This window comes from Citrobacter sp. 21OH12SH02A-Citro (assembly GCF_027919895.1).
Lineage (GTDB): Bacteria > Pseudomonadota > Gammaproteobacteria > Enterobacterales > Enterobacteriaceae > Citrobacter > Citrobacter braakii.
In genome coordinates, this window is record NZ_CP114801.1 from 1,753,841 (window position 1) to 1,777,832 (window position 23,992).

The 23,992-nt window shown below is 53.3% G+C and carries 19 protein-coding genes and 2 pseudogenes; 9 read left to right on the plus strand and 12 right to left on the minus strand.

The features are described from left to right. Positions 1–184 precede the first annotated feature (184 nt). Together O6D90_RS08345 and O6D90_RS08350 are read left to right on the plus strand one after the other, a co-directional pair. Complete coding sequence (locus tag O6D90_RS08345; RefSeq protein WP_001160725.1) at positions 185–508, plus strand: heavy metal-binding domain-containing protein; 324 nt, start codon at positions 185–187, stop codon at positions 506–508. Next, positions 505–1,335 (plus strand): N-acetylmuramoyl-L-alanine amidase, encoded by an 831-nt coding sequence (locus tag O6D90_RS08350; protein ID WP_016156948.1) that lies wholly within the window; start codon positions 505–507, stop codon positions 1,333–1,335. The genes O6D90_RS08345 and O6D90_RS08350 overlap by 4 nt, the downstream gene beginning before the upstream one ends. Here O6D90_RS08350 and O6D90_RS08355 read toward each other — a convergent pair. The 4 genes from O6D90_RS08355 to poxB all read right to left on the minus strand — a co-directional run bounded on the left by O6D90_RS08355 (position 1,332) and on the right by poxB (position 6,640). Beyond that, positions 1,332–2,345 carry an NAD-dependent epimerase/dehydratase family protein gene (locus O6D90_RS08355; RefSeq protein ID WP_016153664.1) on the minus strand — a complete coding sequence of 338 codons (1,014 nt, stop codon included), beginning with the start codon at positions 2,343–2,345 and terminating at the stop codon, positions 1,332–1,334. The genes O6D90_RS08350 and O6D90_RS08355 overlap by 4 nt on opposite strands. 94 nt (positions 2,346–2,439) lie before the next feature. Continuing rightward, positions 2,440–3,873: an SDR family oxidoreductase gene (locus O6D90_RS08360; RefSeq protein WP_016156947.1), complete on the minus strand. Its 1,434-nt coding sequence runs from the start codon at positions 3,871–3,873 to the stop codon at positions 2,440–2,442. A gap of 10 nt (positions 3,874–3,883) precedes the next feature. Beyond that, the gene (gene ltaE, locus O6D90_RS08365; RefSeq protein WP_016153662.1) at positions 3,884–4,885 is read right to left on the minus strand and encodes a low-specificity L-threonine aldolase; all 1,002 of its coding nucleotides are present in this window, start codon (positions 4,883–4,885) and stop codon (positions 3,884–3,886) included. A 36-nt stretch (positions 4,886–4,921) separates the two neighbouring features. Further along, positions 4,922–6,640 (minus strand): ubiquinone-dependent pyruvate dehydrogenase, encoded by a 1,719-nt coding sequence (gene poxB, locus O6D90_RS08370; protein ID WP_016156946.1) that lies wholly within the window; start codon positions 6,638–6,640, stop codon positions 4,922–4,924. Between the two features lie 152 nt (positions 6,641–6,792). On the opposite strand from poxB, the gene O6D90_RS08375 reads away from it, so the two are divergent. After that, positions 6,793–7,227 (plus strand): DoxX family protein, encoded by a 435-nt coding sequence (locus O6D90_RS08375; protein ID WP_016156945.1) that lies wholly within the window; start codon positions 6,793–6,795, stop codon positions 7,225–7,227. 72 nt (positions 7,228–7,299) lie between these two features. Here O6D90_RS08375 and O6D90_RS08380 read toward each other — a convergent pair whose 3' ends face one another. From O6D90_RS08380 to aqpZ, 5 genes are all read right to left on the minus strand, one after another. Continuing rightward, positions 7,300–8,916 carry an FAD-NAD(P)-binding protein gene (locus O6D90_RS08380; RefSeq protein WP_016156944.1) on the minus strand — a complete coding sequence of 539 codons (1,617 nt, stop codon included), beginning with the start codon at positions 8,914–8,916 and terminating at the stop codon, positions 7,300–7,302. Positions 8,917–9,118: 202 nt separating this feature from the next. Beyond that, on the minus strand, positions 9,119–10,087 hold the full coding sequence (hcr, locus tag O6D90_RS08385) for an NADH oxidoreductase (protein ID WP_016156943.1): 969 nt from the start codon (positions 10,085–10,087) through the stop codon (positions 9,119–9,121). 10 nt (positions 10,088–10,097) lie between these two features. Next, positions 10,098–11,750, minus strand: a complete 1,653-nt coding sequence (gene hcp, locus O6D90_RS08390; RefSeq protein ID WP_016156942.1) for a hydroxylamine reductase — start codon at positions 11,748–11,750, stop codon at positions 10,098–10,100. A gap of 155 nt (positions 11,751–11,905) precedes the next feature. Further along, positions 11,906–12,805 (minus strand): lysine exporter LysO family protein, encoded by a 900-nt coding sequence (locus O6D90_RS08395; RefSeq protein ID WP_016156941.1) that lies wholly within the window; start codon positions 12,803–12,805, stop codon positions 11,906–11,908. Between the two features lie 142 nt (positions 12,806–12,947). Then, on the minus strand, positions 12,948–13,643 hold the full coding sequence (gene aqpZ, locus O6D90_RS08400) for an aquaporin Z (protein ID WP_016156940.1): 696 nt from the start codon (positions 13,641–13,643) through the stop codon (positions 12,948–12,950). A 372-nt stretch (positions 13,644–14,015) separates the two neighbouring features. Here aqpZ and O6D90_RS08405 point away from each other — a divergent pair, with 372 nt between their 5' ends. Then, complete coding sequence (locus tag O6D90_RS08405; RefSeq protein WP_016153655.1) at positions 14,016–15,674, plus strand: ATP-dependent endonuclease; 1,659 nt, start codon at positions 14,016–14,018, stop codon at positions 15,672–15,674. Here O6D90_RS08405 and O6D90_RS08410 read toward each other — a convergent pair. Further along, positions 15,671–16,204: pseudogene (locus O6D90_RS08410) on the minus strand (VirK/YbjX family protein); the annotation flags it as partial. The gene O6D90_RS08405 and the pseudogene O6D90_RS08410 sit on opposite strands and share 4 nt — an antisense overlap. Before the next feature lie 54 nt (positions 16,205–16,258). Here O6D90_RS08410 and O6D90_RS08415 point away from each other — a divergent pair. Beyond that, a protein-coding gene (locus tag O6D90_RS08415; protein ID WP_151884388.1) for an IS1 family transposase occupies positions 16,259–16,956 on the plus strand; the annotation gives its coding sequence in 2 pieces (ribosomal slippage) (positions 16,259–16,508 and positions 16,508–16,956; 699 coding nt in all). A 15-nt stretch (positions 16,957–16,971) separates the two neighbouring features. Here O6D90_RS08415 and O6D90_RS08420 read toward each other — a convergent pair. Further along, positions 16,972–17,397: pseudogene (locus tag O6D90_RS08420) on the minus strand (DUF535 family protein); the annotation flags it as partial. A gap of 160 nt (positions 17,398–17,557) precedes the next feature. Between O6D90_RS08420 and macA the strand changes: the two are divergent. Together macA and macB are read left to right on the plus strand one after the other, a co-directional pair. Further along, positions 17,558–18,673, plus strand: a complete 1,116-nt coding sequence (gene macA / locus O6D90_RS08425; protein WP_016156938.1) for a macrolide transporter subunit MacA — start codon at positions 17,558–17,560, stop codon at positions 18,671–18,673. Continuing rightward, complete coding sequence (macB, locus tag O6D90_RS08430) at positions 18,670–20,616, plus strand: macrolide ABC transporter ATP-binding protein/permease MacB (protein ID WP_016156937.1); 1,947 nt, start codon at positions 18,670–18,672, stop codon at positions 20,614–20,616. Before macA ends, macB begins: the two co-directional genes overlap by 4 nt. Before the next feature lie 74 nt (positions 20,617–20,690). Here macB and cspD read toward each other — a convergent pair whose 3' ends face one another. After that, positions 20,691–20,915 carry a cold shock-like protein CspD gene (cspD, locus tag O6D90_RS08435; RefSeq protein ID WP_003036813.1) on the minus strand — a complete coding sequence of 75 codons (225 nt, stop codon included), beginning with the start codon at positions 20,913–20,915 and terminating at the stop codon, positions 20,691–20,693. 323 nt (positions 20,916–21,238) lie between these two features. Here cspD and clpS point away from each other — a divergent pair, with 323 nt between their 5' ends. Then, positions 21,239–21,559, plus strand: coding sequence for an ATP-dependent Clp protease adapter ClpS (gene clpS / locus O6D90_RS08440; protein WP_003036810.1), 321 nt, complete (start codon positions 21,239–21,241; stop codon positions 21,557–21,559). Between the two features lie 30 nt (positions 21,560–21,589). Then, positions 21,590–23,866: an ATP-dependent Clp protease ATP-binding subunit ClpA gene (clpA, locus tag O6D90_RS08445; protein WP_016153651.1), complete on the plus strand. Its 2,277-nt coding sequence runs from the start codon at positions 21,590–21,592 to the stop codon at positions 23,864–23,866. Positions 23,867–23,992: the final 126 nt, after the last annotated feature.

Genomic DNA, 23,992 nt, shown 5'->3' on the forward strand with positions numbered 1-23,992 from the left:
CTTGTGCGTTGGCTACGTGCGTTCACCCCAGTCACATAGTTATCTATGCTCTTGGGGATTCACTCTCTTGCCGCCTTCCTGCAACTCGAATTATTTTGTGTAAAGAATATATCCTTTCAATGATAGTGGATCGGTTCGATAATGCTTTTGAGATCGTGCTCTTAGCGCAAAAAGGAGATTTACCATGCAGTTTTCGACTACCCCTACGCTGGAAGGGCAGAGCATCGTGGAATACTGCGGTGTTGTGACTGGCGAAGCCATTTTAGGCGCGAATATCTTCCGCGATTTCTTCGCCGGCATTCGCGATATCGTCGGCGGTCGCTCCGGCGCGTATGAAAAAGAGCTGCGTAAAGCGCGTGAAATTGCTTTTCAGGAGCTTGGTGAACAGGCAAAAGCGCTCGGTGCTGATGCGGTAGTCGGTATCGATATCGATTACGAAACCGTGGGCAAAGACGGTAGCATGCTGATGGTGAGCGTCAGCGGCACCGCGGTGAAAACTCGCCGATGAAGCGTCTGCTGTCTCTGCTGGCATTAACGCTGCTGCTGGTAGGATGTGCTGGCGAAAAAGGGATTGTCGACAAAGACGGGTATCAGTTAGATACCCGTCGTCAGGCGCAGGCTGCTTACCCGCGCATTAAAGTGCTGGTTATCCATTACACGGCCGATGATTTCGACTCTTCTCTGGCTACGCTGACCGATAAAAACGTCAGCTCGCACTATCTGATCCCGGCAGTGCCGCCGCTCTACCACGGCAAACCGCGTATCTGGCAACTGGTGCCGGAAAAAGATCTGGCCTGGCATGCGGGGATTAGCTTTTGGCGCGGCGCTACGCGAATTAACGATACCTCGATCGGCATTGAGCTGGAAAACCGCGGCTGGCAAAAATCGGCGGGCAGCAAGTATTTTGCGCCGTTTGAACCCGCGCAAATTCAGGCGTTAATCCCCTTGGCGAAAGATATTATTGCCCGTTATGACATAAAACCACAGAACGTGGTGGCCCATGCGGATGTCGCACCGCAGCGCAAGGATGATCCAGGTCCACTGTTTCCATGGGAAGAACTGGCTGCGCAAGGAATTGGCGCGTGGCCGGATGCTCAGCGGGTGGCGTTTTATCTTGCCGGGCGAGCGCCCGATACACCGGTAGAAACCTCATCATTGCTCGATCTGCTGTCGCGCTATGGTTATGAGGTAAAACCTGAAATGACGCCGCGTGAACAGCGGCGGGTGATTATGGCCTTCCAGATGCACTTCCGCCCGACGTTGTGGAACGGCGTGGCGGATGCAGAAACTCAGGCGATTGCCGAAGCGTTACTGGAGAAATACGGGCAGGGTTAACGCGGCAGCTTGCCGTGGTCACGCAGCCAGGCCGCAGTACGCTCAATCCCTTCATCCAGCGTCACAACGGGCTGATAACCTAATTCTTCCTGAGCGCGGGTGGTATCCAGCGTAAAGTCAAAATTCAGCTTCGAGACGCCGTAATGCGTAAGCTTTGGCTCTTTCGCGGATTTATTGCCTAACCGCTCCATGCTGCGGGCAATCATGTCCAGCATCGGGTAGGGTACGGAGCGGATACGGCAATCAATATTTAGCTCGTCGATGAGTTTCTGCACAATACTGCGCAGGGTGCGATGCTCGCCGTTGGTAATGTTGTACGCGCGACCCGACGGCAGATTATCGCAGGCTTGCTGACTTGCCAGCCACATCGCGTGCACCGCATTCTCGTAGTAGGTCATATCCACCAGCGCACTTCCGCCGTGCGGCAACAGAATGCTGCCGTAGTGGTACATCATATGGGCCAGGCGCGGGATAAAGACTTTATCGTGTGGTCCGAACAAGCTTTGCGGACGCAATACCGTAAAACGGGTCTGCGGGTTGGCCTGTGTCAGCAACGCAATCACATCTTCGCCAGCCGCTTTACTGCGGGCGAATTCATTGGCGAAGCGTTGGGGGCGGAAGTCCTCTTTGATATCGCGATGGTGGTGATAATCAAAATAGAGCGACGGTGATGAGATATGAATGAAGTTACGAACGCCCCAGGCCACGGCCCACTCGCCCAGACGGCGGGTTGCGCGAACGTTGGCCAGATCGAAGGCTTCCTGAGTTCCCCATGGTGAGGTAAAACTGGAGCAGTGCCACAGCGTATCGATACCGGCGAGCATCACTTTTGCCTGCGAAGAGACCAGCTCGGTCAAATCGGCATGCACAAACTCTGCGCCCATTTTCTCCAGCAGCTTGCCCATCGCTTCGTTGCGACCGGTAGCTCTGACGCTGACGCCTTTGCTGCATAAAAACTCAACCGCGTTTCGGCCTAAGCCGCTGGTGGCTCCGGTAACCAGTACCTTCATATCAATCCACTGTGTTTAAAAAACGTCGTGCGCATTCTTCCGTGAATTTCGTCTGTATGCAATGGGAAACATGAAAGAATACAGGCTCTTTTTATCATGAGTCTGTGATTTGTTCTGCAAGTTTAGCAATACGCTTCGCCATCCCTCTGAAAATGAACAGATGCGCCGGGATCATCAGCAGCCAATAGAAGAGGCCTGGCATGCCGTGCGGATGCCACCAGGCGCGGACATCAATGCGTCGGTGGTCGCCTTTATCTTCCAGCGTGAAGCTCAGTCGACCCAATCCTGGCGCTTTCATCCCAAACAGCAGCGTCAGCTGTTTTTCTGGCTCAACGATGATAACTTTCCAGCTATCAACGGTATCGCCAACCTGCAACAGAGAGTGTTGCGGTCTGCCTTTCGCCAGCTTATGGCCGACCAGCAGGTCCAACGCCGCGCGCGTTTTCCATAAAATATTGCCAAAGAAATAGCCTTCTTTGCCGCCGAGGCGATTCACCACCTGCCACAGCGCCTGCCGACTGGCGGAGGTTTCAACGCTAAAGCCAGCTTGTTTAGCGAAATAGCCATATTCGGGGCGCCAGCGGGCAAATGCCTGCGCGTCGTAACCCCAGTCGCTGGAATTGACCAGCTTCTCTTCTTCTTTCAACGTGCTGCGCACCGCGTCATCAAAGGCAATCAGCTTTTGCGGGATCAGCGTGCGTAATTCGGTGTCATCGGCCAGCAGGTCGTGTTTTAACCCCTGTATCAGCGCTTTTGCCGTGGTCGGCGGCACTGACGTTATGACGTTCAAAAACCAGACCGAAATCCAGCGGGTAGGAAAGGGGACAGGGATGAGCAGGCGATGTTTACCGCTGACCGCCATAAAATGCTCGAACTGCTCCTGATAGCTCAATACCTGCGGCCCGGCGGCTTCGAGTACACGGTGTTGGCGTGTAGGATGGTCCAACAACGCCACCAGGTAGTACATTAAATTCTCCAGCGCGATAGGCGTGGTACGCGAGCGCACCCAGCGCGGAGGGGTGAGTACCGGCAGGTTGTAGACCATGTCGCGCATCACTTCAAAGGCGGCAGAACCTGCCCCTACGATAATACCAGCGCGCAATTCGGTCATCGGCACGCCTGATTCGCGCAGGGTGTCCGCGGTTATCTGTCGCGCACGCAGATGATCGGATTGTTCATGCCGGGGAGCCTGTAATGAGCTCAGGAAAATAAGCTGTTTGACTGGCGTATCACGTAGCGCATCGCGCACGTTCATTGCTACCTGGCGCTCATGGGCGATAAAATCACCGCCTTCTCCCATGCCATGGACCAGGTAATAGACCGTATCAACGCCGGTCAGCAGCGGCGTTAGGTTATCTGGCCAATTCAAATCGACCTTATGGCAACTGACGTTGGCCAACTGCTGCTTTTCCAGCCGCTCGATGCGGCGTGCCGCAGCCAGCACCTGATGCCCTTGCTGACTGAGCGCCTGTACCAGATGCTGACCAATGTAGCCACTGGCGCCAAGAACCAAAATCCGTTGCGGCACGCCCATCTCCTTAGCGGGTTAAAAAAGCGCGCCAGTGGGCGACGACTTCAGCAAGCTGTTCACGCGATACGTCCAGATGCATCACCAGACGCACAATCGGCGAGGCGTTAATCAGCACGCCTTGCGCTTTCATGTACTCGCCCAGTGCCGCAGCGTGTTCTTCGCCAACGCGGACAAACAGCATGTTGGTGTCGTGGCGCATGACGTCCGCTCCTGCTTCGCGCAGTTGTTCCGCCATCCAGGCGGCGTTGTCATGGTCTTCTTGTAAGCGCGACACGTTATTTTTCAGCGCATACAGTCCGGCCGCCGCCAGAATACCGGCCTGACGCATTCCGCCGCCGGTCATTTTACGCCAGCGAATGGCGCGCTTGATGTACTCGTGGCTGCCGACCAGCAGTGAGCCTACCGGCGTTCCTAAACCTTTGGAGAGACAAATGGTGAACGAATCGCAGTATTGCGTGACATCTTTTAACTCACAGCCATAGGCGACGATGGCGTTAAAAATACGCGCGCCGTCGACATGCAGCGCAAGATTGCGCTCACGGGTAAATTCCCAGGCCTCTTTCAGATACTCGCGTGGTAGCACTTTGCCGTTGTGGGTGTTTTCCAGGCTGAGCAGACGCGTGCGGGCAAAATGGATATCGTCCGCTTTGATTTTTGCCGCCACTTTGTCCAGCGGCAAAGAGCCATCCGGCATGGCGTCAATAGGTTGCGGTTGAATGCTGCCGAGTACCGCTGCGCCACCCGCTTCGTAGAGATAGTTATGCGCGCCCTGACCGGCGATATACTCTTCGCCGCGCTGACAATGGCTGAGGAGAGCCACCAGGTTCGCCTGAGTGCCTGTGGGTAAGAAAATAGCGGCTTCTTTACCAGCAAGCTCGGCTGCGTATTGCTGGAGGGCATTAACGGTAGGGTCATCACCGTAGACGTCGTCCCCGACCGGGGCGGCCATCATCTCTTCGAGCATGGCGCGACTTGGTCGGGTGACGGTATCACTGCGTAAATCAATCACGGGCATTCCTTTTTAAGTGAGGTAATGCCCTCTGTTTTACCTGAGCCAGTTAGTTTTCGCCAGTTCGATCACTTCATCACCGCGCCCGCTGATGATTGCGCGCAGCATATACAGGCTAAAACCTTTAGCTTGTTCGAGTTTGATCTGCGGCGGGATCGCCAGTTCTTCTTTCGCGACGACCACATCGACCAGCACCGGACCGTCAATCGACATCGCCCTTTGCAGCGCTTCATCAACCTCTGAGGATTTCTCCACGCGAATGCCCGTGATGCCGCAAGCCTCGGCAATCCGTGCGAAATTTGTATCGTGCAGTTCGGTGCCGTCGGTCAGATAACCGCCAGCTTTCATCTCCATCGCCACAAACCCCAACACGCTGTTGTTGAAGACAATAATCTTCACCGGCAGCTTCATTTGCACAACCGACAGAAAGTCGCCCATCAGCATGCTAAAACCGCCGTCACCGCACATTGCGACAACCTGGCGTCCCGGTTCGGTCGCTTGTGCGCCGAGCGCCTGGGGCATGGCATTGGCCATCGACCCGTGGTTAAACGAACCGATCAGACGGCGTTTACCGTTCATTTTCAGATAACGTGCCGCCCACACCGTTGGCGTGCCAACGTCGCAGGTGAAGATGGCGTCGTCAGCGGCAAAATGGCTGATCTGCTGCGCCAGATACTGCGGATGAATGGCTTTATCGCTGGGTTTGGCTAAATCATCCAGCCCTTTACGCGCCTCACGATAGTGTTCCAGCGCTTTATCCAGGAACTGCCGATCGGTTTTTTCTTCCACCAGCGGCAGCAGGGTGCGGAGTGTGGATTTAATATCGCCTACCAGCGCCATATCAACTTTACTGTGCGCGCCAATGCTTGCCGGATTGATATCGATCTGAATAATCTTGGCGTCGGTGGGGTAGAACGGGCGATAGGGGAACTGGGTACCGAGCAGGATCAGCGTGTCGGCATTCATCATGGTATGGAAGCCGGATGAAAAGCCAATTAGCCCGGTCATGCCCACGTCGTAAGGGTTGTCGTACTCAACATGCTCTTTACCACGCAGGGCGTGCACAATCGGCGCTTTTATTTTAGCAGCAAACTCAACCAGTTCTTTATGCGCACCGGCGCAGCCGCTGCCGCACATCAGGGCGATATTGCTGGAGTAGCGTAGCAGTTGCGCTAGTTTTCTGAGCTCTTCTTCTTCCGGAGTGACCACCGGGAGCGGCGCATGATACCAGTGAGTGCTGGCGCTTTCTGGTGCTGGCTTCAGCGCAACGTCGCCGGGTAATACCACCACGGAGACGCCGCGGTTGAGCACCGCTTTACGCATGGCAATTGCCAGCACCTGTGGGATCTGTTCAGGGCTGGAAACCAGCTCGCAATAGTGGCTACATTCGCGAAACAACTCTTGCGGGTGGGTCTCCTGAAAATAACCGCTGCCTATCTCACTGGATGGAATGTGTGCAGCAATTGCCAGCACCGGGACGTGGTTGCGGTGGCAATCAAACAGGCCGTTAATCAGGTGCAGGTTGCCTGGCCCACACGAGCCTGCGCAGACGGCCAGTTCTCCCGTCAACTGCGCTTCAGCTCCCGCGGCGAAGGCCGCAACCTCTTCATGACGGGTTGGCATCCAGTCAATCGTTCCCATACGATTCAGACTGTCACTAAGGCCATTTAGCGAGTCACCCGTCACACCCCAAATGCGTTTAACGCCAGCTTGTTCGAGTGTTTTAGCAATAAAAGCGGCAACCGTTTGTTTCATGGTTTTCCTTCTCCTTTAATGTGATACCGGTTACAAGTTTAGATGAAGATAATAGTTATGCTTATCATTACCTCTTATTTCCGGCAGGTTTCATTAAGCCTGTATTAAGCGTAGTTTGTTATTGGACATGGTGAAACAAGGAATAAATTCAAATGGTTATAAAACTATTAAATACAGTTAACCGGGTACTGACTCATGAAGATTTTGGCAAGTTTTTGTTACGTATTGCCGTGGGGGGATTAATGCTGTTTCATGGGCTGCATAAACTGTTCGCGGGTATTGATGGCATCAGTGGCATGCTGATAGCGAAAGGTTTCCCTGGCTTTATTGCGTATGGCGTTCTGCTGGGAGAGGTTGTGGCACCGTGTCTGATTATTCTTGGGATCCTGACGCGTCCGGCGGCGTTGGGGCTCGCATTTACGATGGTGGTGGCATGGCTGATGGTCGGGATGGGTGAAACCTGGTCACTGGATAAAACCGGCGCATGGGCAATTGAAAGTCTGGTGTATTTCTTCATCGGCGCTCTGGCCGTGGCATTTCTGGGCGCGGGGCGTTTCTCCGTTGCCGGAAACTCGGCCTGGCGATAGTTTGCCATCCGAGAATCAAGACAGAGGCGGGGACGCGATAACCTATCTCCGCCTCGCCATTAAGTCTGGCCGCTAATCCATCTCGTCACTGCTCCACAGTTTGTGCCGACGTTTCAGTGCTCGTTGCGTCAATGCCTTTGCCATCGCCGCACCTATTTCAGCGCTAACCACCAGCCCCTGAATAAAGGGACGGTCGTGCATCAACCACGGCAGTCCGCCAAAGGCGATGCGGTTGCGGGCGTTTTCCGGCGCTTGCAGCGTGTAATCTTCGCCGATATCCGGGATCTCATCGCCACAGGCCAGCAGTTGATCGCGTAGCGTTGGGAACGGAATATCTTTGCTCTGCAATGCCCGTTGTCCTCGGGCGTCAATAAATACATCAAATTCACTGCGCTGACCGTGGTGGTAAATGACCGTCCTTTCCTGCTCATTTGTACGCTCATAATCCTTGCCGAGTGCGAGGATCTCAATCAGCCCGGCATCGTGCAGAGCCAGCAATCGGCGGATAGATTCAGACGGGATTGCCGCATAGTTATCAATAAAGACGCGCGCCAGTCCGTGCCTGAAACGTTTTTCGTCGCGAGCATCAAGATGAGGAACGATCTCTTCAATAACCTCATGGAGGCGCAATAAGGTATAGCGCCAGGCGACGGTATGTTGTTCCTGCTTGTTGCGCTCAACCTCCACCAGGTTACGCCTCGCCCAGTCAAAAGGGTCATGCTTGAGCCTGTCGGCAAAATAGACCTCGGGGAATGTGTCGGCGTTAAGCGTTGCAAGTGCAACCTGTTGGCACCACCCTGGGGCCGCGTCTTGCAGTTGTTGCACAATAAGCCGGAAGATGCGGTCCAGTAATCCGTTTTGGCCCTCGGCAATGGCGTTTTCAATCGCTTCTTGCGTCGCGATATTCAGCGGTTCATAGGGAAGAGGGCAGTAAAAATCCGCTTCAGGCAGCACACCGCTGCGCGACATCAGGGTCAGCTTCAGGTTTTGGCTGTCGGGTTTACGCGTGAACTGCAGTGAACGGTCGGTATTGGTGGTGAAGGTACCATGCTGACTGACCACGGCCATCGCCGCGTCGATAGCGCTTAGCGAGGTGCCCAGAATACCCACCCTGCAAGCGCTAATCTGCGCCTCCATCAGGCCGGTCCACGGACTGGGGAAAAACTTGCGTGCCTGAGCATCAGTTTCTGGCCACAGATGACCGCTGGCGATAGCGGCGAAATCCACTTCGACGGGCTGTGACGCGTGATTGATCCACAGGGAGACCCCTGTCGGGTTTGCTTGCAGGTCGGTGACTTTACTTGATTCATATACGCGAATTGTGAACCCGGATCTTTGCGCTTTATCGACGATGGCTAAAAAACGATCGCGATAATAGTCGCCGAGGATCACCCGGGGCAAAAATTGCCGCTCATGCAACGATGTACGTTCAAGCCGAAACTGCGCCAGGTATTCATCGCTTTGATTCTGTAGCCACGTCAGATAACTGATATAAATCGGCGGGATCTCAATGCTGGCTATATTGGCCAGCATGTGGTCTGCGTTGTTGTCGCTGTTATAAGGCATGCCTACGCCAGCTTCCTCAGCTTGCTCATAAAGCTGTATCTCCAGCGGTTCACCGCGCTCAACGAGGGCATGAAACGTATAAATTCCGGTGGGACCTACGCCGACGATGGCCACTTTTTTCATGGGGATCCTTTGTAGAAAGTTCGACGTGGTAGTCGGGGTTTTGCTTAACCTGTGCCAGGTAAGTGTGGTCGATAATTCGCGAGAGGAAGACGGTATTTTGCCTGGGAGGGGGAAAAAATAGGAATTTTGCAGCGTCTGACAGCATAAAAAAAGGCCACCCGATATAACCGGGTAGCCTTTTTCTACATCAGATATCGGCCAATTACGCCAGCACTAAATCACCCTGCGGATGACAGGAGCAAGCCAGCACATAACCTTCAGCAATTTCTGCGTCGGTCAGCGTCATGGTGCTGCTGACCGTGTAGTTACCGTCAACCACTTTGGTTTTGCAGCAGCCGCAAACGCCCGCACGGCATGCGGCGACAACCGGCACTTTATTGCTTTCCAGCGCTTCCAGCAGCGTACTGCCTACCGGCGCATAAAACTCTTTTGCCGGCTGCAGTTTGGTGAACTTCAGACCGCTGGTGGCGGCTTCAGCTACCGGGGTGAAGAACTGCTCTTTAAAGAAGCGTGTCACGCCCAGCGCGTTGACTTCTTTCTCGACCAGATCCATATACGGAGCCGGGCCGCAGGTCATCACGGTGCGCGAAGCCAGGTCCGGTACGCTTTGCAGCAGTTCGGTGGTCAGTCGGCCGGAAACAAAACCGTCAGTGGCATTGTTTTCAGCAACTAAGGTCACCGGATACTCGCGCCATTCGTCGGCAAAAATGACATCTTGCGGTGAACGGACGTTAAAGATCACCTGCACATCTGCCTGTGGGCGGTATTTTGCCAACCAGCGACGCATTGACATGATTGGCGTGACGCCACAGCCAGCGGCCAGCATCAGGATCCTGTCTTCCGCTTTATCTTCACAGGTGAATTCACCCATTGCATCGGACAGCCAGATATAGTCGCCGCGCTTCACGTCGCGGGTTAACCACTGTGAGCCTGCGCCATCGTCAATGCGGCGGATGGTCAGCGTGATGTATTCGCTAACGCCCGGCGTTGAAGAGAGGGTGTAAGCACGCAGCGTGTCCGCTGAATTACGTACGCTGACCAGTGCATACTGCCCGGCGCGGTACGGATAATAGTCGTGGCACAGCAACGAAATTGTCCATACATCCGGCGTTTCCTGATGGATGTGATGAACCTGCATCCGCCATGGGCACTGATGAGTTGGCATTGTCATTCTTTACTCCTTACGCGCTCAGCAGTTGCTTCATGTCTTCTTCAACGGTGGTCACGGAACGCAGACCGAACTTCTCGTTGAGAACGGTCAGCAGGTCCGGCGTGAAGAAGCCAGGCGCAGTCGGGCCAGTGACGATGTTTTTCACACCCAGAGACAGCAGGGTCAGCAGAATGACAATCGCTTTCTGTTCGAACCAGGAGAGCACCAGAGACAGCGGCAGATCGTTCACGCCACAGCCCAGTTTCTCAGCCAGGGTTACTGCCAGGATGATGGCAGAGTATGCATCGTTACACTGACCTGCATCGACCAGACGCGGCAGGCCTTCGATATCGCCGAACTCCAGTTTGTTGAAACGGTATTTACCGCACGCCAGAGTCAGGATCAGGCAGTCGTCCGGCACGCTGGTGGCGAAGTCGGTGAAGTAGTTACGTTCGCCACGCGCGCCATCACAACCGCCAACCAGGAAGATGTGACGCAGTTTTTCGCGGCTTACCAGGTCGATCAGGGTATCAGCAGCGCCCAGTAGAGTCTGACGACCGAAACCAACGGTGATCAGGTGCGGAATTTCGCTGTATGGGAAGCCCGCCATCTGCTGAGCCTGAGCAATTACCGGAGCGAAGTTGTCGCCTTCGAGGTGGCTTACACCCGGCCAACCGACGATGCTACGAGTCCAGATACGGTCATCGTAGGCGCCAACGGTTGGGTCGATGATGCAGTTAGAGGTCATTACGATTGGGCCCGGGAAGCGGGCAAATTCAACCTGCTGATTCTGCCAGCCGCTGCCGTAGTTACCGATCAGGTGTTTGAACTTACGCAGTTCCGGGTAGCCGTGCGCCGGCAGCATTTCACCGTGGGTATAGACGTTAACGCCGGTACCTTCGGTCTGCTCCAGCAGGTTGTACAGATCTTTCAGGTCGTGACCGGAGATCAGGATGCACTTACCTTCGGTTGCTTTGACGTTGACCTGAGTTGGCGTCGGGTGGCCGTATTTAGTGGTTTCGCCAGCATCCAGAATGCTCATCACTTTGAAGTTCATCTGGCCGATTTCCATTGAGCACTCCAGCAGAGCGTTCATATCGGAAGGCCAGGTTCCCAGCCATGCCATGATTTTGTGGTACTGAGCGTAGATGTCGTTGTCGTACTGACCGAGAACGTGCGCGTGCTCCATGTAAGCTGCCGCACCTTTCAGGCCGTACAGGCACAGCAGACGCAGGCCGAGAATGTTCTCGCCGATGGCTGCTTTGTCTTTGTTCGGGGTAAATTCAGCGGCCTGACGTTGCAGGTCGCCCAGATCGTCGCTGACCAGTTGCAGATCGGCCATCGGGTTAGCGACCGCTGCGTTCGCGTCGATGTTCAGGCATTGCGCTTTCAGGGCGTCGCGCATGGCGATAGCTTCACGGGCATAGCCAACAATACGCGGGGAATCGAAGTTAACGTTGGTCAGCGTGGAGAAGAATGCACGCGGCGCAAAGTTATCAACCTCATGGTCGATGATGCCGTATTCACGTGCCTTAACAGCCCATGCAGACAGACCTTGTAGGGAAGCAATCAGCAGATCCTGCAAATCGGAGGTTTCAGCCGTTTTACCGCACATACCCTGCGCGTAAGAGCAGCCGTTTCCTGCCGGAGTACGGATGGTTTGTTCACATTGCACACAAAACATGGTCACACCTTTTAAAGTTATATTTAATATACATGTTTAAGGTTATGCCTGTGCGCGAAGGGATAAAAGGGATTTCTGCTACAACTTGCAGGGAGATTGATTTAGCGCAATTTTGGCGGTAGATGACTACCGCCAGAGAGGTATTTGTCCTGACTTCAGGCGGAGAAAAACGCCATCAGCAAAGGCACTAACAGACTCAGAATAAAGCCGTGGACGATGGCTGCCGGAACCATCTCCAGACCGCCGCTGCGTTGTAGCACCGGTAAGGTGAAATCCATTGATGTCGCGCCACATAGCCCCAGCGCGGTTGAGCGGCTGCGGCCCACCATTCCAGGAATCAACATAATGGCAATCAGCTCGCGGGCCAGGTCATTAAAGAAGGCGGCGCTACCAATCACCGGCCCGAAGGATTCGGTTAACAGAATACCGGACAGGGAATACCAGCCAAAACCTGATGCCATCGCCAGCGCGGTTTTCAGCGGCAGGCCGAGGATCAACGCATTGATAACCCCCGCCAGCATCGAACTGGCGACGACGACCACCGCAACAATCATCCCCCGGCGATTCAGCACAATTTGCTTTAAGGTCATACCGCTGTTGCGCAGTTGAATCCCGACCAGGAACAGTAAAAAGATTAACGTATATTCGCTGGCTTCGGTGGCGTGCTGCAGAATAGGAAGACCGGTGAGGCCGAGCAGAAAACCCACGACGACGACGCCACAAAGCTGGAGCGACTCAAGTGCCATCGCAATTCGCGAGGGTAGCTTTTCTTGCTTGTGGTTATGTCGCCAGGGCAGTGAACGCTCCAGCCAGAACAGCGCCGCAATATTACACAACAAAATGACCGTCACGCTGACCGCAGAATAATGAAGAATGGCTAACAGGTTGCTGGTGAGATTATCCAGAAACGCCAGGCTGATACCCATAAAAAAGAGAATAAGGTAGACGATCCAGCTCAACAGGCGATTGATGAGTTTTAATGCAGCCCTGTGCCGAAGCGGAATAAGGTAGCCCACAATAAGGGGAACCAGAATGATTAACAGCCCTGAAAACATGAAAACCAGATCCTTGCTGAGAGTAAGACGAAATGCGCCAGCACACACTACTCAATGCAAAGAAGGGAGTAAAGTTGCAAATAAAAGGAAATATAGCGGGAAAAAAAAGACCTGACTTGCGCCAGGCCTTTTTTGTTATCGATTAATCGCGTTTTTCCAGCAGAGTGCGGTAAATAAGACCGCCGAGGACCCCACCGATAATCGGCATAACCCAGAAGAACCACAATTGCTGTAATGCCCAGCCGCCCTGGAAGATGGCTACAGCGGTACTACGTGCCGGGTTAACGGAGGTGTTGGTAACCGGAATACTGATCAAGTGGATCAGGGTTAACGCCAGACCAATCGCAATGGGTGCAAAACCTACCGGAGCATGTTTATCGGTCGCACCGTGGATCACTAATAAGAAACCAGCGGTCAAAATAATTTCAATTACGACGGCAGACATCATTGAATAGCCGCCAGGTGAATGTTCACCAAAGCCGTTCGAGGCAAAACCACTGGCAGTTGCGTCAAAACCAGCTTTACCGCTGGCAATAAGATACAGTGCCGCTGCTGCAACAATACCGCCCACAACCTGAGCGATAACATAACCAATAACGTCTTTTGCCGGGAAGCGACCGCCCGCCCATAAACCGAAGGTCACCGCCGGGTTAAAGTGTCCGCCGGAAATATGACCTACGGCGAATGCCATGGTTAATACGGTCAAACCAAACGCCAGCGCGACACCGGCAAATCCAATACCCAACTCCGGGAATGCTGCGGCCAGAACTGCGCTACCGCACCCACCAAAGACGAGCCAAAACGTACCGAAGAATTCGGCTGCTAATTTCCTGAACATAACCACCTCAATAAAAAGTTCCGGGTTCGTGTTCCTTACCCGGTAATTCATCGCTAAAAGGGACGATGATGAAAGAGCCGGTATTTTAGAAAAAAACATCATCCCTTCGCCAGTTAAATTGATGAAAAAATTTGATTTAAGGCAATATGTTGTGATTCCTTTTTGAATATTGGATGAATGAAGCATAGTTCAATTAGCAAAACGGCGATGATTGAGTTCTGAAATAATATTCTGGAGAAAACATAAGAAGAATATTCTTATATTTTTTGATTTCTGCGACTAACCTCCTGATCATATCGGGTGTCCTGAGCGCCCGCTTGCCGTTATACTCCTGATAACTTGAAGGAAAAAGTTAGCATTTCCGGAGGCTATATGATTCTCGAACGCGTTGAGATTGTTGGATTTCGTGGTATTAACCGTCTGTCGTTGATGCTGGAGCAAAGCAACGTGCTGATTGGGGAGAACGCGTGGGGTAAGTCCAGTCTGCTGGATGCTTTAACCCTGTTGCTGTCGCCGGAAACTGATTTGTACCACTTTGACCGCGAAGATTTCTGGTTCCCGCCGGGCGATATTCAAGGCCGGGAACATCATCTGCATATCATCCTGACGTTTCGTGAGTCTCAACCGGGTCGCCACCGCGTGCGCAGGTATCGTCCTCTGGAAGCCAGCTGGACGCTGTGTCAGGATGGCTATCACCGCATTTTCTATCGGCTGGAAGGTGAATGTGCGGACGACGGTAGCGTTCTGACGTTACGCAGTTTTCTGGATGGCGAGGGCCATCAGCTTCCCCTCGACGACATTAACGATCAGGCGCGGCACCTCGTGCGTTTGATGCCAGTACTGCGCCTGCGCGACGCGCGTTTTATGCGACGGATCCGTAACGGGACGGTGCCGGATTCGGCGGATGTCGAAGTGACCGCGCGGCAACTGGATTTTCTGGCACGTGAACTGGCTACCCGACCGCAAAACCTGACAGATGGGCAGATACGTCAGGGGTTATCGGCCATGGTACAGCTATTGGAACACTATTTTTCTGAGCAGGGTTCCAGTCAGTCCCGCTATCGTCTGATGCGTCGACGTTCCAATAACGAACAACGTAGCTGGCGCTATCTGGATATTATCAACCGTATGATTGATAGGCCGGGCGGACGCACGCACCGCGTGATCTTGTTGGGATTGTTTTCGACGCTGTTACAGGCCAAAGGTACGCTGAGGCTCGATAAAGACGCCCGGCCGTTACTGTTGGTAGAAGATCCTGAAACGCGTTTACATCCGATTATGCTGTCGGTTGCCTGGCACCTGCTGAATTTGCTTCCTCTGCAACGGGTGGCGACCACCAACTCAGGTGAGTTACTGTCCCTCACCCCCGTGGAACATGTTGTCCGCCTGGTGCGTGAGTCCTCCCGCGTCGCCGCCTGGCGGCTTGGGCCAGGTGGGATCAGCGCAGAAGATGGTCGGCGTATTGCCTTTCATATTCGTTTTAACCGTGCATCGTCGTTGTTTGCCCGCTGTTGGCTGCTGGTGGAAGGCGAAACGGAAACCTGGGTCATTAACGAACTGGCCCGCCAGTGTGGGCACCACTTTGATGCGGAAGGTATCAAAGTCATTGAATTTGCCCAGTCCGGCCTTAAGCCGCTGGTTAAGTTCGCCCGCCGGATGGGTATCGAGTGGCATGTGCTGGTTGATGGTGATGAAGCCGGGAAAAAGTATGCCGCTACGGTGCGGAGTTTGTTGAATAACGACAGAGAAGAAGAGCGCGATCATTTAACCATGCTTCCCGCGCTGGACATGGAACACTTTATGTATCGCCAGGGGTTCGCTGACGTATTCCACAGGGTGGCGCAAATCCCCGAAAACGTGCCCATGAATATGCGCAAAATTATCTCGAAGGCGATTCACAGGTCGTCAAAACCAGATTTAGCCATTGAGGTGGCGATGGAAGCCGGGCGGCGCGGCGTTGACGCGGTGCCAACGCTGCTGCGAAAAATGTTTTCCCGCGTGCTGTGGTTGGCACGCGGCAGAGCGGATTAGTTGCGAAACATCGACGACAGCTGCGAGTGGATGCTGTCCAGTAACTGGTAGCGACGGCGGTATTCCGCGCGTTTTTTGCTGGCAATGTCCGCTTCGCTTTTTCGCGCCATTGTGCGTGGGATATGGTAATAGCCGTGACTGTCGCACTCACCGCCAACCGACTCCCAAAATGCGTTGTAGTCGGAAAGTATCACCTTGTTTTTATCGTGGTAACGCGGGCTGCGAAAGATATGCTGTTCATTGCTGACAGCCAGAATTTGTTTAATATTCAATTGTTCTGCAAAACAGCAAATGGCTTCCATCACAATACGTTTAGGGAAAATTCCGTAGCATGATTTGGTCGCTTTTTGAATTTCTTCATGTGGCAGTAATCGACTGCCTCCCTGTAACCCGCCAATAAACAGTGTGCTGCTTCCTTGATAATTGCACAGCGTAAACGTCATTTCCGCTAAAGTCTCGCCAGCGCTATTGCGTACCAGAATGGTACTTTCACCTTCTTTATCCAGTGAGATAAATGAGCCCAGTATTAGGTGATGCTGCCAACTTACTGATTTAGTGTATGATGGTGTTTTTGAGGTGCTCCAGTGGCTTCTGTTTCTATCAGCTGTCCCTCCTGTTCAGCTACTGACGGGGTGGTGCGTAACGGCAAAAGCACCGCCGGACATCAGCGCTATCTCTGCTCTCACTGCCGTAAAACATGGCAACTGCAGTTCACTTACACCGCTTCTCAACCCGGTACGCACCAGAAAATCATTGATATGGCCATGAATGGCGTTGGATGCCGGGCAACCGCCCGCATTATGGGCGTTGGCCTCAACACGATTTTCCGCCATTTAAAAAACTCAGGCCGCAGTCGGTAACCTCGCGCATACAGCCGGGCAGTGACGTCATCGTCTGCGCGGAAATGGACGAACAGTGGGGATACGTCGGGGCTAAATCGCGCCAGCGCTGGCTGTTTTACGCGTATGACAGGCTCCGGAAGACGGTTGTGGCGCACGTATTCGGTGAACGCACTCTGGCCACACTGGAGCGTCTTCTGAGCCTGCTGTCGGCCTTTGAGGTCGTGGTATGGATGACGGATGGCTGGCCGCTGTATGAATCCCGCCTGAAGGGAAAGCTGCACGTTATCAGCAAGCGTTACACTCAGCGCATTGAGCGGCATAACCTGAATCTGAGGCAGCACCTGGCAAGGCTGGGACGGAAGTCGCTGTCGTTCTCAAAATCGGTGGAGCTGCATGACAAAGTCATCGGGCATTATCTGAACATAAAACACTATCAATAAGTTGGAGTCATTACCCAGTATTACGCTAAATATTTCGCTATTTTTGCCTTCAATTTGTGCCAGTTGTAATCCATCCGCACTTAAATAAGCTTTATATTCCGTGGCTGAAAAAGAGCTGCGGATAGCATTGTAATGAAAACGCACAGCATCCAGTTTCATTTTCCGATCAAGGTTTTGTGCGAGATAGGCGCGATGTAGGCGAACCGGCAGACGAGGCTGGCGTGCCAGTACGCTATCGAGATCAGGCCATTGCGCCAGTTCAGTCATCCATTCATGCATTAATCGTGGCATAAGCGCTGAGCGCAACAAAAACTTACGACGGAAGCTACGCTGATGCCAAAATTTTCCAGGGCGCCAATGTCCGGTCATCAGGCTACAAAAGAGGCTAAAACTTGTGGCGGGTTTTGAAGAATGAAAAGTGCTGTCAGTTAGCTGGCTCATAATAACAATCCGATGGATACTCTGGTACTAATTTCAACACAGCGGATCTTAACCATTCATCAATAACTCTGTTATTCTTGCGTTTTTCAACGGCTATTTATTTAACGTTGATGTTTACCACTCCACTCTGGTGGACGTATTGGGGGAAATTGGGACATTTATGAAGCTCAAGGGAAAAATCAAAAAGCGCTATTTTCTCTTCGCCATCATCATTATTGTGGCGATAATTGCACTTTGGCGAACGCTTAATGCGCCTTTACCTCAGTATCAAACGTTAATTGTGCGTCCGGGCGATCTGCAGCAAAGCGTACTGGCAACCGGGAAACTGGATGCGTTGCGTAAAGTTGACGTCGGGGCGCAGGTAAGCGGGCAGTTAAAAACGCTGTCGGTCGCGATTGGCGACAAAGTAAAAAAAGATCAACTGCTTGGCGTTATCGATCCTGAACAGGCGCAAAACCAGATTAAAGAGGTTGAAGCGACGCTGATGGAATTACGCGCTCAGCGTTTACAGGCTGAAGCCGAGTGGAAGCTGGCGCGGGTAACGCTTTCCCGTCAGCAACAGCTGGCGAAAACCCAGGCTGTCTCGCAGCAGGATCTCGACACGGCGGCTACTCAGATGGCGGTCAAACAGGCGCAAATCGGCACAATTGATGCGCAAATTAAGCGTAATCAGGCCTCTCTCGATACGGCAAAAACCAACCTTGATTACACCCGCATCGTCGCGCCAATGGCAGGCGAAGTCACGCAAATTACTACCCTTCAGGGGCAAACCGTTATTGCTGCCCAGCAGGCACCTAACATTCTGACATTGGCAGATATGAGCACCATGCTGGTGAAAGCGCAGGTTTCCGAGGCGGATGTGATTCACCTGCATCCCGGGCAAAAGGCCTGGTTTACCGTACTGGGCGATCCTCAGACGCGCTACGAAGGTAAGCTCAAAGATGTTCTTCCGACGCCAGAGAAAGTGAATGATGCAATTTTCTACTATGCTCGCTTCGAAGTTCCCAACCCGAAAGGGATCCTGCGTCTGGATATGACCGCGCAGGTCCATATCCAGCTCACCGATGTGAAAAATGTCCTGACGATCCCGCTGTCGGCGCTGGGCGATCCTATTGGCAACAATCGTTATAACGTCAGGCTGCTGCGTAACGGCGAAACCCGTGAACGTGAAGTGGTTATCGGCGCGCGTAATGACACCGATGTGGAGATCGTGAAAGGGCTGGAAGAGGGGGATGAAGTCATCACCGGTGAGGGCAACGCTGGAGCGCCAAAATGACGGCATTGCTTGAACTGAGCAATATCCGCCGCAGCTATCCGTCAGGCGAAGGTCAGGTCGAGGTATTGAAGGACGTATCCTTGAGCATTCAGGCCGGGGAAATGGTGGCGATTGTCGGGGCGTCTGGCTCGGGTAAATCGACGCTGATGAATATTCTCGGCTGTCTGGACAAACCCACCAGCGGTACGTATCGGGTTGCCGGGCGCGATGTCTCCACGCTGGATAGCGATGCGTTAGCCCAGCTGCGTCGCGAACATTTCGGTTTTATCTTCCAGCGTTATCATTTGTTGTCGCATTTAACCGCCGCGCAAAACGTTGAGGTGCCTGCAGTCTACGCTGGCACCGATCGTAAGCAGCGCCTGGCCCGTGCCCAAGAACTCCTGCAGCGACTGGGTCTGGGCGACAGAGTCGACTATCAGCCTTCCCAGCTTTCCGGTGGTCAGCAGCAGCGGGTCAGTATTGCGCGTGCGCTGATGAACGGGGGACAGGTTATCCTCGCCGACGAACCCACCGGCGCGCTGGACAGCCATTCAGGCGAAGAGGTGATGGCGATTTTGCATCAGTTGCGCGATCGCGGGCATACGGTGATTATCGTCACTCACGACAGCCAGGTTGCCGCACAGGCCGAACGCGTCATTGAAATTCGTGACGGCGAGATTGTGCGCAATCCGCCGTCGCACAAACCCTCTACCGGGCGCGATATCGCGGAGCCGACGGTGAAAACGGCGTCCGGCTGGGGGCAGTTTGTCAGCGGTTTTCGCGAAGCGCTCACTATGGCCTGGCTGGCAATGGCTGCGAATAAAATGCGAACGCTACTGACCATGCTTGGGATCATCATCGGTATTGCTTCGGTGGTGTCGATTGTGGTGGTAGGCGATGCGGCTAAACAGCTGGTGCTGGCAGATATTCGCGCTATCGGCACCAATACCATCGATATCTATCCTGGCAAAGATTTCGGCGACGACGACCCACAATATCAACAGGCGCTGAAGTATGACGATTTAACGGCGTTACAGAAGCAGCCCTGGGTCAGTTCGGTGACGCCTGCGGTGTCGAAAAACCTGCGGCTACGCTATGGCAATATCGACGTGGCCGCCAGTGCTAATGGCGTTAGCGGCGACTATTTCAACGTCTATGGCATGACGTTTAGCGAAGGGACCACTTTTAACGCTGAACAACTGGCGGGGCGCGCTCAGGTGGTGGTGCTCGACAGCAATACCCGTCGTCAATTGTTCCCCAACAAAGCGAAAGTTGTCGGCGAAGTCGTGCTGGTGGGGAATATGCCTGCCACGGTGATTGGTGTTGCAGAAGAGAAACAGTCGATGTTTGGCAGTAGCAAGATCCTACGGGTCTGGCTGCCTTACAGCACCATGTCCGGGCGAATTATGGGGCAGTCGTGGCTGAACTCGATCACCGTGCGGGTGAAAGACGGTTTTGATAGTGCCCAGGCCGAGCAGCAGCTCACCCGACTACTGACGTTACGCCACGGTAAGAAGGATTTCTTCACCTGGAATATGGACGGTGTCTTGAAAACCGCCGAAAAGACCACACGTACATTACAACTCTTCCTGACGCTGGTGGCCGTGATTTCGCTGGTGGTCGGTGGAATTGGTGTGATGAATATTATGCTGGTTTCGGTAACCGAACGAACGCGCGAGATTGGTATTCGTATGGCGGTTGGCGCCCGCGCCAGTGACGTACTGCAGCAGTTCTTAATTGAAGCGGTGCTGGTGTGTCTGGTTGGCGGCGCGCTGGGCATTAGCTTGTCGATGCTGATCGCCTTTACGCTTCAGCTATTCCTGCCTGGCTGGGAAATAGGTTTCTCACCCGTAGCCTTATTGACGGCGTTTCTGTGTTCGACTGCGACCGGGATTTTGTTTGGCTGGCTACCGGCGCGAAATGCGGCGCGGCTGGATCCGGTAGATGCTCTGGCGCGGGAATAATACCATCGAGATAAAAATGCCAGCCGCAAAGGCTGGCATTTTGACTGCGGGATGTACACAATGAAACAGAAGAGCTATGCGACAGCTTCTGCTTCAATGACAGGCACGATGACGCTGGCATGATTGCCTTTTGGCCCCTGGTGGACATCAAACTGGACAGACTGCCCGGCTTTTAGCGTTCTGTAACCATCCATCTGAATGGTGGAGTAATGGGCGAAAATATCTTCGCCGCCGCCTTCGGGGCAGATGAAACCAAACCCTTTGGCGTTGTTGAACCACTTAACAGTACCCGTTTCCATGCTTCGACATCCTTCGTAAATCTTATATAAGTAAGATGGAATGAACCGGTGGCGGAGTGGGGGCTGTTCAAAACCTCGCCAACTCTCGAAACTACAATTTAGAGAAATCAGGCGAGGCGTCAAGCGCCAGGCTGACGGAATAGGGTAAAAATGCATCAAAATTTGAAGCAGTTAACGCTATTGTCGGTTATGTGACAGATGTCGCGGATGGCACTAATAGATGATAGTTATCTAATACTTGAGGTAGATTGATTGTGCGCATAGGCTGCTTGTCAGCGGCAAGATTTTCTGCCGGAAACCGTAACTGAAGATGACGACTGACAATGGGTAAGACTAACGACTGGCTGGATTTCGATCTGCTGGCGGAAGATAAATTGCGCGACGCGCTAAAACCGCCATCTATGTATAAAGTGATATTAGTCAATGATGATTACACTCCGATGGAGTTTGTTATTGACGTGTTACAAAAATTCTTTTCTTATGATGTAGAACGTGCAACGCAACTGATGCTTGCCGTTCACTATCAAGGTAAAGCGATTTGCGGCGTATTCACTGCCGAAGTGGCTGAAACCAAAGTTGCGATGGTGAACAAGTATGCGAGGGAGAACGAGCATCCGTTGCTGTGTACGCTAGAAAAAGCCTAAATGCAGGCATAAATATTGGGGGAGGTGCCTATGCTCAATCAAGAACTGGAGCTCAGTTTAAACATGGCTTTCGCCAGAGCGCGCGAGCACCGACATGAGTTTATGACCGTCGAGCACTTGCTACTGGCATTGCTCAGTAACCCATCGGCCCGCGAAGCGCTGGAAGCGTGTTCCGTGGATCTGGTGGCGCTGCGTCAGGAACTCGAAGCCTTCATTGAACAAACCACACCCGTATTGCCTGCCAGTGAAGAAGAGCGCGACACGCAGCCAACGTTGAGTTTTCAGCGTGTGTTGCAACGCGCGGTCTTTCATGTTCAGTCCTCCGGGCGCAATGAAGTTACCGGTGCTAATGTGCTGGTCGCCATCTTCAGCGAGCAGGAATCTCAGGCGGCTTATCTGCTGCGTAAGCATGAAGTGAGTCGCCTTGATGTGGTGAATTTTATTTCTCATGGCACGCGCAAAGACGAACCAAGTCAGTCCTCTGACTCTGGTAATCAGCCGAATAACGAAGAGCAAGCTGGCGGGGAGGACCGTATGGAGAACTTCACGACTAACCTTAACCAGCTTGCCCGTGTGGGCGGAATTGATCCGCTCATTGGCCGGGACAAAGAGCTGGAACGCGCCATTCAGGTACTGTGCCGTCGTCGAAAAAATAACCCGCTGCTGGTGGGTGAGTCTGGCGTCGGTAAAACCGCTATTGCGGAAGGTCTCGCCTGGCGTATCGTCCAGGGCGACGTGCCGGAAGTGATGGCTGATTGTACCCTTTACTCTCTGGATATCGGCTCGCTGCTGGCGGGTACCAAATACCGTGGCGATTTTGAAAAACGCTTTAAGGCGCTGCTGAAACAACTGGAACAGGATACTAACAGCATTCTGTTTATCGATGAGATCCACACCATTATCGGCGCGGGTGCGGCATCGGGCGGCCAGGTGGATGCAGCTAACCTGATCAAACCGTTGCTCTCCAGCGGTAAAATCCGTGTGATAGGCTCCACAACCTATCAGGAATTCAGCAATATCTTTGAAAAGGACCGCGCGCTAGCACGCCGTTTCCAGAAAATCGATATCACTGAGCCGTCGGTTGAAGAGACCGTGCAGATCATCAACGGTCTGAAGCCGAAATACGAAGCGCACCATGACGTTCGCTACACCGCCAAAGCGGTGCGTGCAGCGGTCGAACTGGCGGTGAAATACATTAACGATCGTCATCTGCCGGACAAAGCGATTGACGTGATCGATGAGGCGGGCGCGCGGGCGCGTCTGATGCCGGTCAGCAAGCGCAAGAAAACCGTCAACGTGGCGGATATCGAGTCCGTCGTGGCCCGCATTGCGCGGATCCCGGAGAAGAGCGTTTCGCAGAGCGATCGCGATACGCTGAAAAACCTGGGCAACCGTCTGAAAATGCTGGTATTCGGACAGGATAAAGCCATTGAGGCGCTGACTGAAGCGATCAAAATGAGCCGTGCTGGTCTGGGACACGAGCATAAACCTGTCGGTTCGTTCCTGTTTGCCGGACCGACTGGTGTAGGTAAGACCGAAGTCACGGTGCAGTTGTCCAAAGCGCTGGGTATTGAGCTGCTGCGGTTTGACATGTCCGAGTATATGGAACGTCACACCGTCAGCCGCCTGATTGGTGCGCCTCCGGGATATGTCGGTTTCGACCAGGGTGGTTTGCTGACGGATGCTGTCATTAAACATCCGCATGCGGTACTGCTGCTGGATGAAATCGAAAAAGCGCATCCGGATGTCTTTAACCTGCTGCTGCAGGTGATGGATAACGGTACGCTGACCGACAATAACGGGCGTAAAGCGGATTTCCGCAACGTGGTGCTGGTCATGACCACTAACGCCGGCGTGCGTGAAACCGAGCGTAAATCGATTGGGCTGATTCATCAGGACAACAGTACTGATGCGATGGGCGAAATCAAAAAAGTGTTTACGCCGGAATTCCGTAACCGTCTCGACAACATTATCTGGTTCGATCATCTCTCTACTGAGGTGATTCATCAGGTTGTTGATAAGTTTATCGTCGAACTTCAGGTTCAGTTGGATCAGAAAGGTGTCTCTCTGGAAGTGAGTCAGGAAGCCCGCGACTGGCTGGCTGAGAAGGGCTATGACCGCGCAATGGGCGCACGCCCGATGACGCGCGTTGTCCAGGATAACCTGAAAAAACCATTGGCTAACGAACTGCTGTTCGGCTCGCTTGTGGATGGCGGTCAGGTGACCGTTGCGCTGGATAAAGAGAAAAATGAGCTGACCTATGGTTTCCAGAGTGCGCAAAAGCACAAGCCAGAAGCAGCACATTAATATCTAACCACCTAATGAACCGGGCGTAATGCCCGGTTTTTTTTCGCCTGAAAGTCGTGATTTGAATAGGGGGGAGTTAAACGGCAGGCAAAAAATAAGCCTGCGTAAGGGAGATTACGCAGGCTA